The organism is Isoptericola sp. Y581 (assembly GCF_059445475.1).
This window is the reverse complement of the sequence record NZ_JCAIUK010000003.1, coordinates 365,648-378,068: the sequence shown is the minus strand read 5'-3', so window position 1 is coordinate 378,068 and position 12,421 is coordinate 365,648. Positions and strand designations below refer to the sequence as shown.

The 12,421-nt window shown below is 74.7% G+C and carries 13 protein-coding genes and 1 riboswitch; of the genes, 5 read left to right on the top strand and 8 right to left on the bottom strand.

The features are described 5' to 3' along the window. Nucleotides 1-9 precede the first annotated feature (9 nt). Nucleotides 10-1,002, top strand: coding sequence for a LacI family DNA-binding transcriptional regulator (locus AC1C2W_RS07945; RefSeq protein ID WP_495389266.1), 993 nt, complete (start codon nt 10-12; stop codon nt 1,000-1,002). A gap of 75 nt (nt 1,003-1,077) precedes the next feature. Here AC1C2W_RS07945 and AC1C2W_RS07940 read toward each other — a convergent pair whose 3' ends face one another. Continuing rightward, nucleotides 1,078-1,239 carry a hypothetical protein gene (locus AC1C2W_RS07940; RefSeq protein ID WP_495389267.1) on the bottom strand — a complete coding sequence of 54 codons (162 nt, stop codon included), beginning with the start codon at nt 1,237-1,239 and terminating at the stop codon, nt 1,078-1,080. Further along, nucleotides 1,239-1,991, bottom strand: coding sequence for a class E sortase (locus AC1C2W_RS07935; RefSeq protein WP_495389268.1), 753 nt, complete (start codon nt 1,989-1,991; stop codon nt 1,239-1,241). Before AC1C2W_RS07935 ends, AC1C2W_RS07940 begins: the two co-directional genes overlap by 1 nt. 98 nt (nt 1,992-2,089) lie before the next feature. On the opposite strand from AC1C2W_RS07935, the gene AC1C2W_RS07930 reads away from it, so the two are divergent. Next, nucleotides 2,090-2,749: a class I SAM-dependent methyltransferase gene (locus AC1C2W_RS07930; protein ID WP_495389269.1), complete on the top strand. Its 660-nt coding sequence runs from the start codon at nt 2,090-2,092 to the stop codon at nt 2,747-2,749. A gap of 71 nt (nt 2,750-2,820) precedes the next feature. Here AC1C2W_RS07930 and AC1C2W_RS07925 read toward each other — a convergent pair whose 3' ends face one another. The 5 genes from AC1C2W_RS07925 to AC1C2W_RS07905 form a co-directional block, all read right to left on the bottom strand. Beyond that, a complete protein-coding gene (locus tag AC1C2W_RS07925) occupies nt 2,821-3,099 on the bottom strand; it encodes an acylphosphatase (protein ID WP_495389270.1) in 279 nt (92 codons plus the stop codon). Between the two features lie 32 nt (nt 3,100-3,131). Continuing rightward, nucleotides 3,132-4,598, bottom strand: a complete 1,467-nt coding sequence (locus AC1C2W_RS07920) for a hypothetical protein (protein ID WP_495412818.1) — start codon at nt 4,596-4,598, stop codon at nt 3,132-3,134. A 125-nt stretch (nt 4,599-4,723) separates the two neighbouring features. Next, nucleotides 4,724-5,422, bottom strand: a complete 699-nt coding sequence (locus AC1C2W_RS07915) for a copper resistance CopC family protein (RefSeq protein WP_495412817.1) — start codon at nt 5,420-5,422, stop codon at nt 4,724-4,726. Further along, entirely contained in the window at nt 5,419-6,282 is an 864-nt protein-coding gene (locus AC1C2W_RS07910; RefSeq protein WP_495412816.1) for a YcnI family copper-binding membrane protein, read from the bottom strand. Before AC1C2W_RS07910 ends, AC1C2W_RS07915 begins: the two co-directional genes overlap by 4 nt. Nucleotides 6,283-6,370: 88 nt before the next feature. Next, nucleotides 6,371-7,057, bottom strand: coding sequence for a hypothetical protein (locus tag AC1C2W_RS07905; RefSeq protein ID WP_495412815.1), 687 nt, complete (start codon nt 7,055-7,057; stop codon nt 6,371-6,373). Nucleotides 7,058-7,140: 83 nt separating this feature from the next. Further along, nucleotides 7,141-7,255: riboswitch (TPP riboswitch) on the top strand. 234 nt (nt 7,256-7,489) lie between these two features. On the opposite strand from AC1C2W_RS07905, the gene AC1C2W_RS07900 reads away from it, so the two are divergent. The 3 genes from AC1C2W_RS07900 (at nt 7,490) to AC1C2W_RS07890 (ending at nt 11,725) form a co-directional block, all read left to right on the top strand. Beyond that, nucleotides 7,490-7,717 carry a thiaminase II/PqqC family protein gene (locus AC1C2W_RS07900; RefSeq protein ID WP_495412814.1) on the top strand — a complete coding sequence of 76 codons (228 nt, stop codon included), beginning with the start codon at nt 7,490-7,492 and terminating at the stop codon, nt 7,715-7,717. A 145-nt stretch (nt 7,718-7,862) separates the two neighbouring features. Next, nucleotides 7,863-9,848 (top strand): ABC transporter ATP-binding protein, encoded by a 1,986-nt coding sequence (locus AC1C2W_RS07895; protein ID WP_495412813.1) that lies wholly within the window; start codon nt 7,863-7,865, stop codon nt 9,846-9,848. Then, a complete protein-coding gene (locus AC1C2W_RS07890) occupies nt 9,845-11,725 on the top strand; it encodes an ABC transporter ATP-binding protein (protein WP_495412812.1) in 1,881 nt (626 codons plus the stop codon). The genes AC1C2W_RS07895 and AC1C2W_RS07890 overlap by 4 nt, the downstream gene beginning before the upstream one ends. A gap of 31 nt (nt 11,726-11,756) precedes the next feature. Here the strand turns inward: AC1C2W_RS07890 and AC1C2W_RS07885 are convergent, their stop codons facing one another. Continuing rightward, a complete protein-coding gene (locus AC1C2W_RS07885) occupies nt 11,757-12,338 on the bottom strand; it encodes a TetR/AcrR family transcriptional regulator (RefSeq protein WP_495412811.1) in 582 nt (193 codons plus the stop codon). Nucleotides 12,339-12,421 lie beyond the last annotated feature (83 nt).

Here is a 12,421-nt window from a genome sequence, read left to right as displayed (position 1 = left end):
GGAGCGCACATGGTGACCATCCACGACGTCGCACGGCACGTCGGGGTGTCCGCGGCCACGGTGTCGAACTACCTCAACCGCCCCGAGAAGGTGGCGCCCGCGACGACGGCGCGCATCCGGGACGCCGTCGAGCAGCTCGGCTTCGTCCCGAGCCTGTCCGCCCGCCAGCTGCGATGGCGCAGGTCGGGGATCGTCGGCGTCTCGGTGATCAACGCATCCAACCCGTTCTTCGCCGACGTGGTCAACGCCGTCGAGCAGGTGCTGGCCGCGGCGGACCTGACGCTCGTGACGGGCAGCACCCACGAGTCGGGCGACCAGCAGGAGCGGCTCGTCGCGCTGTTCGAGCAGCTGCGCTTCGACGGCATGGTGGTCGCGCCGTCCGACGCGCAGATGGCGGCGCTCGCGGCCCGCAAGGAGCGCGGCACCCCCGTGGTCGTGGTGGACCAGCAGGACCCCACCCGCCGCCTGTCGACCGTGTCGTTGCGGCACCACGAGGGCGGGCGCGTCGCCGCGCAGCACCTGGTGGACCGCGGCCGGCGCCGCCTGCTCGTGGCCACGGGTGCGCCCCGGGTGCAGCAGATCAGGCGCCGCCTCGACGGAGTCCGGGAGGTGGTCGGCCGGACGCCGGGCGCGACGCTGCGGGTGGCGCACGCGGACGACCTCGGGCTCGCCGAGGGCGCGGAGGTCGGGCGGCGGATCGCCGCCGCCGCGCCCGACGAGCGGCCGGACGCCGTGCTGGCGGGCAACGACATGCACGCGCTCGGCCTCGTGCGTGCCCTGCTCGACGGCGGGGTGCGGGTGCCCGAGGACGTCGCGCTCGTGGGGTACGACGACATCCCGTTCGCGACCACGGGCGCCGTGCCGCTCACCACCGTGCGCCAGCCCAGCCGGGCGATCGGCACCGCGGCGGCCGAGATCCTGCTGCGCGAGATCGCCCAGCCGGACGCGCCGAGCGAGGAGGTCCTCTTCGACCCGGAGCTGGTGGTGCGGTCCAGCAGCTGAACCGGTGCTCGGGAGTGTCAGCGCGGGGGCAGCGCGACGGGTGGGGGCAGTGAGGGTGGGTGCAGTGAGGCGGCGTCATCCGACGGCCGGGTCGCCCTCGAGCAGCGTCAGGTACGGCGCGATCGCGGGGAACACCCACAGGAACAGCACCGCCACGACGGCCGTGACGAGCACGAGCGACACCAGGATGCGCCAGAACAGGTTGCCGGGCAGGTGCCGGAAGATCCACGCGTACATCAGTCGCCCTCCTCGCGGACCTGGTCGGGGGTGCCGTCCGCGCGGTCCATCCACCCGACGAACTTCGCGTAGGTGATCCAGCGGTGGTCGTTGCCGTACTCGCCCAGGGTCAGCGAGTGGCAGGTCGTGAGCGTCAGCAGCCGCTCGGTGGGCTCCTGGTCCGGATGGTGCGGCACAGGGGCCACCACGTCCACCTGGTCGGGCGTCACGAGCTCGTCGCTCGTGACCTCGTAGACGTACCAGGTCTTCGCCGTCTCGACGATGATCTGGTCGCCCTTCTCCAGGACGTCGACGTGGCGGAAGGAGTTGCCGTGCGTGCGCCGGTGCCCGGCGAGGGCGAAGTTCCCCACCTCGCCCACCTGCTGCGACGTCTCGTAGCGCCCGGCCATCGCCTGGTCGAGCACGTCCATGCCGGTGCCCTCCGCGATGGGCATCGCGTTGGTCGTCAGGCCGTACCAGGCCGGCACGATGAGCGTGCCGATCGTCTCGCCGTAGGGCGTCTGATCCGGCACCGGGGGTTCGTCGGTGCGCAGCTCGGCGGGCGCAGGGTTGGGAGCCGGGAGTGTGTCGTAGAACTCCGACATGACCTTGTCCGCCTGGGCGGTTGCCTCCACCGACGTCCAGAACAGCTGCCAGACGACGAACAGGCCGAGCACCACCCCGAGCGTGATGAGCACCTCGCCGACGCCGCCCACGACGCCGCTGCCGGTGCCTCGGCGTCGGACGGGGCGAGCGTGGGCAGGACTGGTCACGTGCGCGATGCTACGTGGTCTCCGCAGGCCCCGCGGCACGCGGGCGCGGTCGCGTCCGGCGCGGGCGCCCCACGGCCGGGACGTGGGACGCTGGAGCGGTGACCAGCGACGACGGAGTGGGATCGGGGCGCGCCGCGCGGCTGCGCCGGCGGTGGGACCGCGAGGCGTCGGGGTACGACCGTGCGTTCGCGGCGGCCGAACGGCGGATGTTCCCCGACGTGCGGCAGCGGCTGTGCGCCCGCGCCGAGGGCCGCACGCTCGAGGTCGCCGTCGGGACCGGGCTCAACCTCGAGCACTACCCGCGCGAGGTGGTGAGCGGCGGCTTCACGGGCGTCGAGTGGAGCCCGGGCATGCTCGACGTGGCACGGCGGAGGGCCGCCCGCCTGGGGCTAGGCCTGGACCCGGACACGGACCTACGGCTCGGCGACGCGCAGGCCCTGGACCTGCCGGACGACGCCTTCGACACCGTGGTGTGCACCTTCTCCCTGTGCGCCATCCCCGACGACCGCGCGGCGCTCGCCGAGATGGTGCGGGTGCTGCGCCCCGGCGGGCGCCTGCTGCTGGCCGACCACGTGGTGTCGAGCTCGTGGCCGCTGCGGGTGCTGCAGGCGGTCGCGGACCTGGTGAGCGTGCCGCTGGCGGGCGAGCACTTCCGCCGCCGCCCGCTGGTGTGGGTGCGCGAGCACGGCCTCGTCGTCGAGGAGCACGAGCGCACCCGGGCGGGCGTCGTCGAGCGGGTGGTGGCGCGGGCGGGCTGACCGCTCGGTCCGACGTCGGGGGTCGGGCGGTCAAGGGGCCCGGCGCTTCAGGGGTCGGACGGTTCAGGGGGTCAGCGGGTCACGAAGCTGTCGGTGTCCCCGCGCGGGGACACCTCCTCGACGTCGATCCCGCTGACCACCGCCGCCGCGGGCCCTTCGCGCAGGAACGCGAGCATCGCGTCCACCGCGGCCGGGGTGCCTTCGACCTCGGCCTCCACGGTGCCGTCCGCCAGGTTCCGCACCTGGCCCCCGACGCCGAGCCGCGCGGCCGCGTCGGCGGCCGCCCAGCGGAACCCCACGCCCTGGACGCGGCCGTGCACCACGACCCGCCGCCGCACCGTCCCGCTCATCCGCCCTCCCACACAGCCGTGAACCCGTCGCGTCAGTCGAACAGGTCGCCGATGTCACCCATGTCGTCGAGGAGCCCGCCCAGCACCATGCCGCCGAGCACGGCGCCGAAGACGTCCGAGCCGGAACCACCACCGCGACCGGGCCGACGCCCGCGGCCGCCCTGCCAGCCGCCGTCGTAGCCACCGTCGTTGTAGCCACCGTCGTTGTAGCCACCGTCCCAGCGCTGGCCGTGGCCCCCGCGGGCGAGGTCGCGGTGGGCGAGCGTCGCGGCTTCGGCGGCGAGGGCGGCGCCCCGTCGCGCGGCGGCGACCCCGCGCTCGGGGTCCTCGGCGGCCCGCGCCAGCGCCACCTCGCGCTCCGCCTCGGCCAGCCGCGTGCGGGCGTCCGGGCCCACGGGGGCGCGGTAGTCGTCCACCACCGACCGGGCGGCCGCGAGCTGACGCTCGGCGTCGTCGAGGGCCGGGCCGAGGCGAGAGGTGGCCCTGCGGGTGCGCTCGTCCTGCTCCGCGCGCTCCGCGACCGCGTCGTCCAGCGCCGTGTTCGCCTCCCGCACCCGGGTCAGGGCGTTCACCGGGTCGCCCGGCTCGCCCGCGGCGGGCAGGGCGGCGAGGGCCTCCTCGAGCGAGGTGACCGCGCCGTCCACGGCACCCGAGCGCTGGGCGGCGGGCAGGGCCCGCGCCGCGGCCAGCTCGGTGCGCGACTCCGCGACGATCGCGCCGAGGGCGGCCTCGGCGCGCAGCGCCTCCGCCTCGTAGTCGTCGACGGCGCGCAGCAGCCCCTCGGCGCGGCGCACCGCCTCCTCCGCGGCCCGTGCGGCGGCGCCGGCCTCGGCGACCTGCTGCGTCGTGAGCCGCTTGCGCGCGGCGGCGGCGCTGCGCCCCGCGAACTCGAGCAGCCGCTCCGCCTGGTCGGGGTTGTCTGCCACCGAGAGCAGCGCCCGCTCGGCGTACTGGCTGCGCAGGCGGTCCAGGTCGGCGCGCGCCCCGGGAATGGCGGCGCGCACCCGCCCGAGCTCGTCGTCGACCCGGGCGACGGCGTCCGGCGTGGCGCGCACGGTCCGGCGCAGGGCGGCGAGGCCGCTGTCGAGCTCGTCGAGGGATCCGCCGGCCGAGCGGCACAGGTCGACGATGCGGGCCGACCACTCGCGCCGCTGCTGGTCCGTGTCCGGCACGTGATCGTAGAGGAGCTGGTTGAGGTGGAAGGCCTCGGCGAGACGCTCGCGCGCCCGGCGCAGCGTCGGCGCGAGGTCCTGCGTCTCGCGGTCGCCCAGCTCCGCCACGGCGAATGCGAGCTCGTCCTCGGCGAGCCGTGCGCGCTCGTCGGCGCGCACCAACGCCGAGCCGGCCTCGATCCCGAGCCGCTCCAGCTCCGCCGCGTGCGTCCGCGTGTGCTCCCGGGCGGCGCGACGGCGGCGCGTCACCCAGACGGCGACCGCCGCCACCAGCACCAGCACGACGACCAGGCCCGTCACGATCCCGACGATCTGCCCCGCATCCATGGTGGGCATCGTAGGCGGCGCCGGCGCTGTTCCGGGCATCTGCCGGTGACGCACCGGCCGGCGCGGCGATGCTGCGGGGCGGTGTCGCCGGGCCCGCGGCCCGACGACACCGCCCGTGCACCCGCTCAGCCCCGGCGGCGCGCCACGCGCAGGGCGATCAGCACGGACGCCCCGGCGAGGACGACCACGCCGCCGGCGATGCCGAGCACGACGAGCAGGTCGTCACCCCCGGCTTCGGTGCCGGACGCCGCACCGGCGTGAGATTCCGACCCAGCTTCCGACCCAGCCTCCGACCCCGCGTACCCGTCGGACGTGCTCGAGGCCGCCTCGCAGCCGGCGGCCTCCGCGGGCGGTGCCGACTCGCTCGGCGCGCCTGCCGCGGGGGAGTACGTGAACGAGTACCGGCCGCTGGTGGGGTGCCCGTCGGCGGAGACGATCCGCCAGTCGACGGTGTATACGCCGGCCGCGCCCAGCGCCACCGGCACGGACGCGGTGCGGTCCTGCGTGGTGGCGCAGCCGGTGGCGTGCTCCGCCCCGTCCGCGTCCGTCACCGTGACCACGGTGCTCGTGCCGTCGGCCGACAGGTTCAGCACCACGTCGTCGAACGTGATGTCGACGGTCTCGGGCGCCTCGGACACGGACGAGTCTGCCGCCGGGGAGGTGTCCACGACGACGTTGTGCGCGCTCGCGGGGGCAGCGGCGACCATGGTGCCGGCCGTCCCCGCGAGGCCGGCCAGGCCGGCCATCCCGGCGATCCCGGCGACGAGCACGCCCGCCCCCGCGCGCCGCGTCCTCGCGCGGCGGCGGCCCGGCCGGCGCGTCACGCCTGCCCCGAACGGGCGCGGACGAGCGCGACGACGCCCGTCACGGCCCCGACCAGCCCGAGGCCCAGGCCGGCGGCGCCGAGCGCGAGCGGCAGGGTGTCGCTGCCGTCGGAACCGGTGGCCTCGGTCGTGCCGCCGGCCGGCCCGTCGCCGGAGCCGCCGAAGCCGCCGGACGCGGCCGCGTCGTGCCCGTCCGCGTCGTGCCCGTCCGTCTCGGCGGGGGTCACCTGCAGCACGGGGGCCGGGTGCTCCGGCTCCGCGCCGTCGGTGGCCTCCTCGTCCCACGCGACGACCTCGCCGTCGGAGTAGGTCTGGGTGGCGGGCAGGGCGAGCTGCTCGGCACCCTCGGGCACGGCGCCTGCGGAGACGGTGAAGCGGAGGAACTCGCCGGGGGCGATCGCGGCGTCGGGGTCGTCGGCCGTCCACTCGACGGTGGCCGGAGCCTCGGTCACCTGGGTGCCGTGCACGTCGACCGGCTCGGGCAGGGGCGCGTCGGTGACCTCGGCCGTCCACCCGGGCACCGGCTCGACGGACACGCTGGTGAACGGCGTGTCCGCGGGCAGGGTGACCTTGACGCCGGTCGTGGACGCCGTGTCCGACTCGTTGGGAACCTTGACGATCAGGGTGGCGTAGCTGCCGGCCGCGGCGGACTCCGGCGTCACGGTGACGTGTGCCGATGCGGCGCCCGCGCCGAGCACGAGGGCGGGGATGGCGAGCGCCGCGGCGCCGGCGAGGGCGCGCGCCCGGCGGGAGCCGCGGGCGGGGCGGTTCGTCGGAGTCGGGTCGTGGTCGGTCGGGTCGTGGTGGGTCGGGTCGTGGTGGGTCGGGTCGTGGTGGGTCGGGTCGTGGGTCGTAGGCATGGCTGTCTGCTCCTGCTGGTTCGCGTCGTGGTTCGACTGTCGTGGACGTCGAGGGACCCGCCCTCGTCCGACGTCGGACCGGGCAGGCTCAGGCGGGGCGCACGATGGCGCCCGGGAGCAGCGGCGGGCCGCGCGGCCGGGGGCGACCCAGCCCGTGCCAGGGGTGTGGCCGCCAGGCGCGGCCGGTGACGACGTGCCCGCGCCGCCGGACCACGGGCAGCGGGGGCGGGCCCTGGACCAGCACCCCCACGCCTCGCAGGTGCTCCACGACGTCGGTCGCCGCCCGGTCGCCCGCCGCGAGCAGGAGCGCCGTGGCGAGGACGGCGGCGGCGTGCGCGGCGAGCATCCATGCCGAGGTGCCCGCCCCGTCGCCGTGCAGGTGCGTCAGGCCCGCCTGGGCCGGGGGCAGAGCACCGGGGCCCAGCTCGTGCAGCGTGTGCCCGACCTGGCCAGCCTGGCCGACCTGGCCGACCTGGCCGACCTGGCCGACCTGGCCGGCAGCGGAGAGCGAGCGGCCGGAGTCCGCGGCGGCCATGAACGACAGGGTGGAGTGCTGCACCACCTGCATCGCGACCATGGCGGGCAGGAGGCGGCGGAGGGTCAGCCGGCGGCGTGACGTCCACACGGCGAACGGCGCCGTGAGCGCCGCGACGACCAGCCAGCCGAGGGGTGCCCCGGGAAGCGCGCCGCCGGCCAGGAGGTGCGCGGCGGCCGCGATGCTGAGCGTCGTGCCGGCGACGAGGAGCTCGCGCACACGACGGACGACCACGGGCACCCGGCCACCTTATCGCCCGGGTTCAGCAGTCGGGTCACGGCCCGGATCGTCGCTCCGCCGCGGCGGGGCCTGATCTACGGTGGCGCCGAGACACGGGGTGCGTCCCGGCCCGGCTACCGCCGGTACCGGGACGCTGAGATCACACCCGTCGAACCTGATCTAGCTCGCACTAGCGAAGGGATGTCGACATGAGCGTGCGCGCACGGCTCGACGACGACGCGAACCACACCGCCGTCCACACCGCCGACGTCGCCCCGGGCGCTGGCCCGCGCGAGCCAGCTCGCACCCACGCGGGCGGAGCAGGCGTTCTGGGCCGGCGGCGCGCACGGCGCCCTGGTCACCGAGCTCGACCTGCACGCGCGGTGGCTCGGGGGCGGTTGCCCGGAGGCGGGCGGCCCGGCGACGAGCCGCCCGGCGACGAGCCGCCCGGACGTGGCGGCGAGCCCGGCCACGACGGCCTACCTCGACCACCTGCGCGCGGCCGGGGGCGACTACGCGACCCTCGTGGCCGCCGTCCTGCCCTGCTACTGGATCTACCAGGACGTGGGGGAGCCGCTCGCGGCCCGCGACCGGCCGGGACACCCGTACTCCGCATGGCTGGGCACCACGCCGACGACGCGTTCGCCGGTTGAGCCGGTCGAAACCAGTTCCGCCGGTTGAGCCGGTCGAAACCAGTTCCGCCGGTTGAGCCGGTCGAAACCAGTTCCGTCGGTTGAGCCGGTCGAAACCCGGGTCTCGGTGAGCGCTTGCCCACATGTCGATGACCAAGGCAAGTGTGTCGGTGGTCGGTGACAGAATGGGTGTGATGCCCGACACGACCAGCGCCACGCGCAGCAGCAAAGGCGCCAACAGCGCCGAACCCTCCGACAGCCCCCGGAGGAGCTCCGGCTCCTCCGAGTCCCCACCGACACACGCCCCCGGCACGCCCCCGGGCGACGCCGCCGGGCACCCACCCCCGGCGGGCTCGGAGCTCTCGACGATCGCGTCCGTGCGCAGGCTGTACCCGTACGTTCGTCCCGCGGTGCCCCGCCTGATCGGTGGCCTGCTGTCCGCGCTGGGCGCGAGCCTCGCGGCGCTGGCGATCCCGCGCGTTCTCCAGGCACTGGTGGAGGGCCCGCTCGCGGACGGCGCGGCGGCCCACGACATGGGCTCCCTCGTCGTCCCGCTGGTCGCCGTCCTGCTGCTGGGCGTCGCGGAGGCCGGCTTCGTCCTGCTGCGCCGCAACCTCGTGATGTACCCGGGCACGAGGATCGAGGCGGAGATGCGGATGGCGCTGTTCCGTCACCTGCAGGACCTGCCCGTCGCGTTCCACGACCGGTGGCCGGGCGGCCAGCTCCTCAGCCGCATCATGGGCGACCTCGGGCTGCTGCGGCGCTGGCTGATCTTCGGCCTGCTGCAGCTCGTCGTGAGCGCAGTGACGATCGTGGTCGGCGTCGGGATACTGCTCAGCACGGCGGGCTGGCTCGGCCTCGTCTACCTCGCGGGCGCGATCCCCGTCACGGTGATCGCCTTCCGCTTCTCGCGCCGCTACCGCGTGATCGCGCGGCTCTCGCAGGACCAGTCGGGCGACCTCGCCACCACCGTCGAGGAGTCCGTGCACGGGATCCGCGTCCTCAAGGCGTTCGGCCGGGGGCGCGACGCCCTCGCCTCGTTCACCGGGCAGGCCGAGGAGCTGCGCCAGACCGAGATCCGCAAGGCGGGCAACCAGGCGACCGTCACGACGTCGCTGCAGCTCATCCCCGAGGTCACGCTGGCAGTGTGCCTCGTGCTCGGCTCCGTCCTGGCCGCCCGCGGCGACATCTCCCTCGGCGACCTCGTCGCCTTCTTCCTCACGGCCGCGGTGATCAACGGCCCGGTGGTCGACCTCGGCATGACCCTGTCGATGACGCTCAACGCCCGCACCGCCGTCGACCGCTTCTGCGAGGTCATGGAGACGCCCAACCCGCTCGCCGACCCCGCGGATCCCGTCGAGGTGGGCGAGCCCCGCGGCGAGGTCGAGCTGCGCGACGTGAGCTTCCGGTACGAGGATTCCGCGAACCCGGTGCTGGAGCACGTGAACCTCGAGCTGCCGGTCGGCACCACGACGGCGCTGGTCGGCCTGACCGGCTCCGGCAAGTCCACCCTGGCGATGATCGTGCCGAGGATCTTCGACGTCACGGGCGGCGAGATGCTCCTGGACGGCGTGGACGTGCGCCGCATGCGCCGCCACGACGTGCGGCGCGCCGTCGCGGTCGCGTTCGAGGACCCGACCCTCTTCTCGGCCTCGGTGCGCGACAACGTCCTGCTCGGGGTCCCCGAGTCCGGGCCCGACGCCGTGCCGGAGGCCGAGCGGGAGCGCCGGCTGCACGAGGCGATCGAGGTCGCGCAGGCCGGGTTCGTCGCCGACCTGCCCGACGGCATCGAGACCCGGATCGGCGAGGAAGGCCTGTCCCTGTCCGGCGGGCAGCGCCAGCGCCTCGCCCTCGCCCGGGCGATCGCCGCCCGGCCCGCGGTGCTCGTGCTCGACGACCCGCTCTCCGCGCTCGACGTCACCACCGAGGAGGCCGTGACCACGCGCCTGCGCTCCGTGCTCTCCGGCACCACCAGCCTCGTCATCGCGCACCGCCCCTCCACGGTGGCCCTCGCGGACCGGGTCGCCGTGCTGCAGGACGGGCGGATCACCGCCATCGGCACGCACCGCGACCTGCTCGCGACCGATGCGCACTACCGGCACGTCATCTCCAGCCTCGAGCAGGACTGGGAGAACGCCGACCGTCCCGAGCAGGTCGAGACCGAGGAGGTCGAGCGGTGAGCCGCCCGAACACGTCCACCCCGTCCACCCCGTCCACCCCGTCACCTGCGTCGTCGGCCGACGGCGAGCGCCGGCGCCCCACCGACGCGAACTCCGACGACGCCACCCGCCTCGACAAGGCGACGTCGCGCGCCGTCCGGTCGCGGTCGATGCGTCTGCTCGGCGAGATGCTGCGGCCACGCCGGCGCGCGCTCGCCGTCGCGGGCGTGCTGGTCGTCCTCTCCACGCTCGGCCAGGTCGCCGGCCCGTGGCTGGTGTCCGTCGCCATCGACTCCGCGGTGCCCGACCTCATGGACGGGGACGTCACGACACTCGTGGTCGTCGGCTCCGCATACCTGGTCGCCGCCATCATCGGCGGCGTGTGCGCCGGGGCCTACGTGCGCCAGGCCGCGCGCATCGCGCAGGGGGTGCTGCTCGACCTGCGCAGGCGCGTCTTCCGGCACACCCAGCTGCTCTCGCTCGAGTTCCACGAGTCGTACACGTCCGGACGCATCATCAGCCGCCAGACGTCGGACCTCGAGGCGCTGCGCGAGCTGCTCGACGGCGGTCTCACCGGCGTCGTCTCGTCCCTGATGCTCATGATCTTCACCGGGCTGGTCCTGTTCCTGCTCGACTGGCAGTCGGGTCTGGTGCTCACCGCCGCCCTGATCCCGGCCTGGCTCCTCACGCGCTGGTTCCAGAAGCACTCGCAGCTGTTCTACCGCCAGCAGCGCACCACCTCCGCGCGGCTGATCGTGAAGTTCGTCGAGACGATGACGGGCATGCGCGCGGTGCAGGCGTTCCGCCGCGAGTCCACGACCGAGGCGGAGTACGAGAAGCTCGGCGAGGAGTACCGGGACGCGAACCTGAGCATCTTCAGCGTCAACGGCAAGTACCAGCCTGGCCTGGTGCTGATCGGCAACGTCGCGGTCGCGGTGGCGCTCGCGGTCGGCGGGTGGCGCGTGGTGCAGGGGTCGCTCGACGTCGGCGTGCTCGTGGCCGCGCTGCTGTACGTGAAGCGGTTCTTCCAGCCGATCCAGCAGCTGGGCATGTTCTACAACTCGCTCCAGTCCGCCACGGCGGCGCTGGAGAAGGTGTCCGGGCTGCTGTCCGAGGAACCCACCGTCACCGAGCCGCGGCGGCCGGTCGAGCTGCCGCACGCGCGCGGCGCCCTGCGGCTGCAGGACGTGACGTTCCGCTACGGGGACGGCCCCGTGGTGCTGCCCGACCTGGACCTGTCGGTCCCGGCGGGGCAGACGATCGCGCTGGTCGGCACCACGGGCGCGGGCAAGTCCACCCTGGCCAAGCTCGTCACCCGCTTCTACGACGCGAGCGAGGGGAGGGTCCTGCTCGACGGCGTCGACGTGCGCGACCTGTCGACGACCGACCTGCGCCGGGCCGTGGTGATGGTGACGCAGGAGGCGTACCTGTTCAGCGGGTCGGTGCGGGAGAACATCGCCCTCGGGCGGCCCGGGGCCCCGCAGGAGGACATCGAAGCCGCGGCCCGCGCTGTCGGTGCCCACGAGTTCATCATGGACATGCCCGAGGGGTATGGCACCGAAGTCAACAAGCGCGGAGGGCGGGTGTCGTCCGGCCAGCGGCAGCTGCTGTCGTTCGCACGGGCGTTCCTCGCGAACCCGGCGGTGCTGGTGCTCGACGAGGCCACGTCGTCCCTCGACATCCCGGGGGAGCGGCTCGTGCAGCACGGGCTCCAGACGCTGCTGGCCGACCGGACGGCGATCATCATCGCGCACCGCCTGTCGACCGTCGCGATCGCGGACCGGGTGCTCGTCATGGAGCACGGCCGGGTGATCGAGGACGGGACGCCCGCGGACCTGGCCGCTGGGGACGGGCACTACGCCGCCCTCAACGACGCCTGGCAGAAGTCGCTCGTCTGACGTCCGCGGTCGCTCGTCCGTCCCGTGCGTGTCACGACCGCGGACGCAGGCCCTCGAACAAGGCGTCGACGATGCGATCGACGACGTCGTGAGTCACCGACTCCTGCGTCACGAGGAAGCGGTAGTAGAGCGGTCCGGAGAGGGTGGCCATCGCGAGCTCGAGGTCCGCGCCGCCGGCGACCTGCCCGGCGTCCCGGGCCGTCGCGAGCCGGTCCATCGTCTTGCGCTTCTGCGGTTCGACGAAGCGCGTGTGCAGCGCCGCGGCGACGTCCTGGTCGCGCTGGGCCTCGGCGACCAGGCCGCGGAACAGGGGCGCGACCGCGGGGTCGCCGAGCAGGTCGACGGCGTCGTGGATCTGCCGCTTGAGGTCGGCGACGACGTCTCCCGTGTCGGGGTAGTCGAGGTCGCCGGTGTGCAGCGTCAGCACTGAGTCCAGGAAGAGTGCCCCCTTGGACGACCACCGGCGGTACACGGTGTGCTTGCCGACGCCCGCGCGTGCGGCGACGGCCTCCATGCTGAGGCTGGCGTAGCCGACCTCCTGAGCGAGCTCCAGGGTCGCGCGCATGATGCGCTCGGTGCGGTCGTCGGACGCCGGCGTACGGGGGATGGCCATGACGACGACGGTAGCGGAACGGCACGTGCCGTACTTGACCTGCATGTACGCACCCGCAAGACTTCGTCCAGCGGCACGGAACG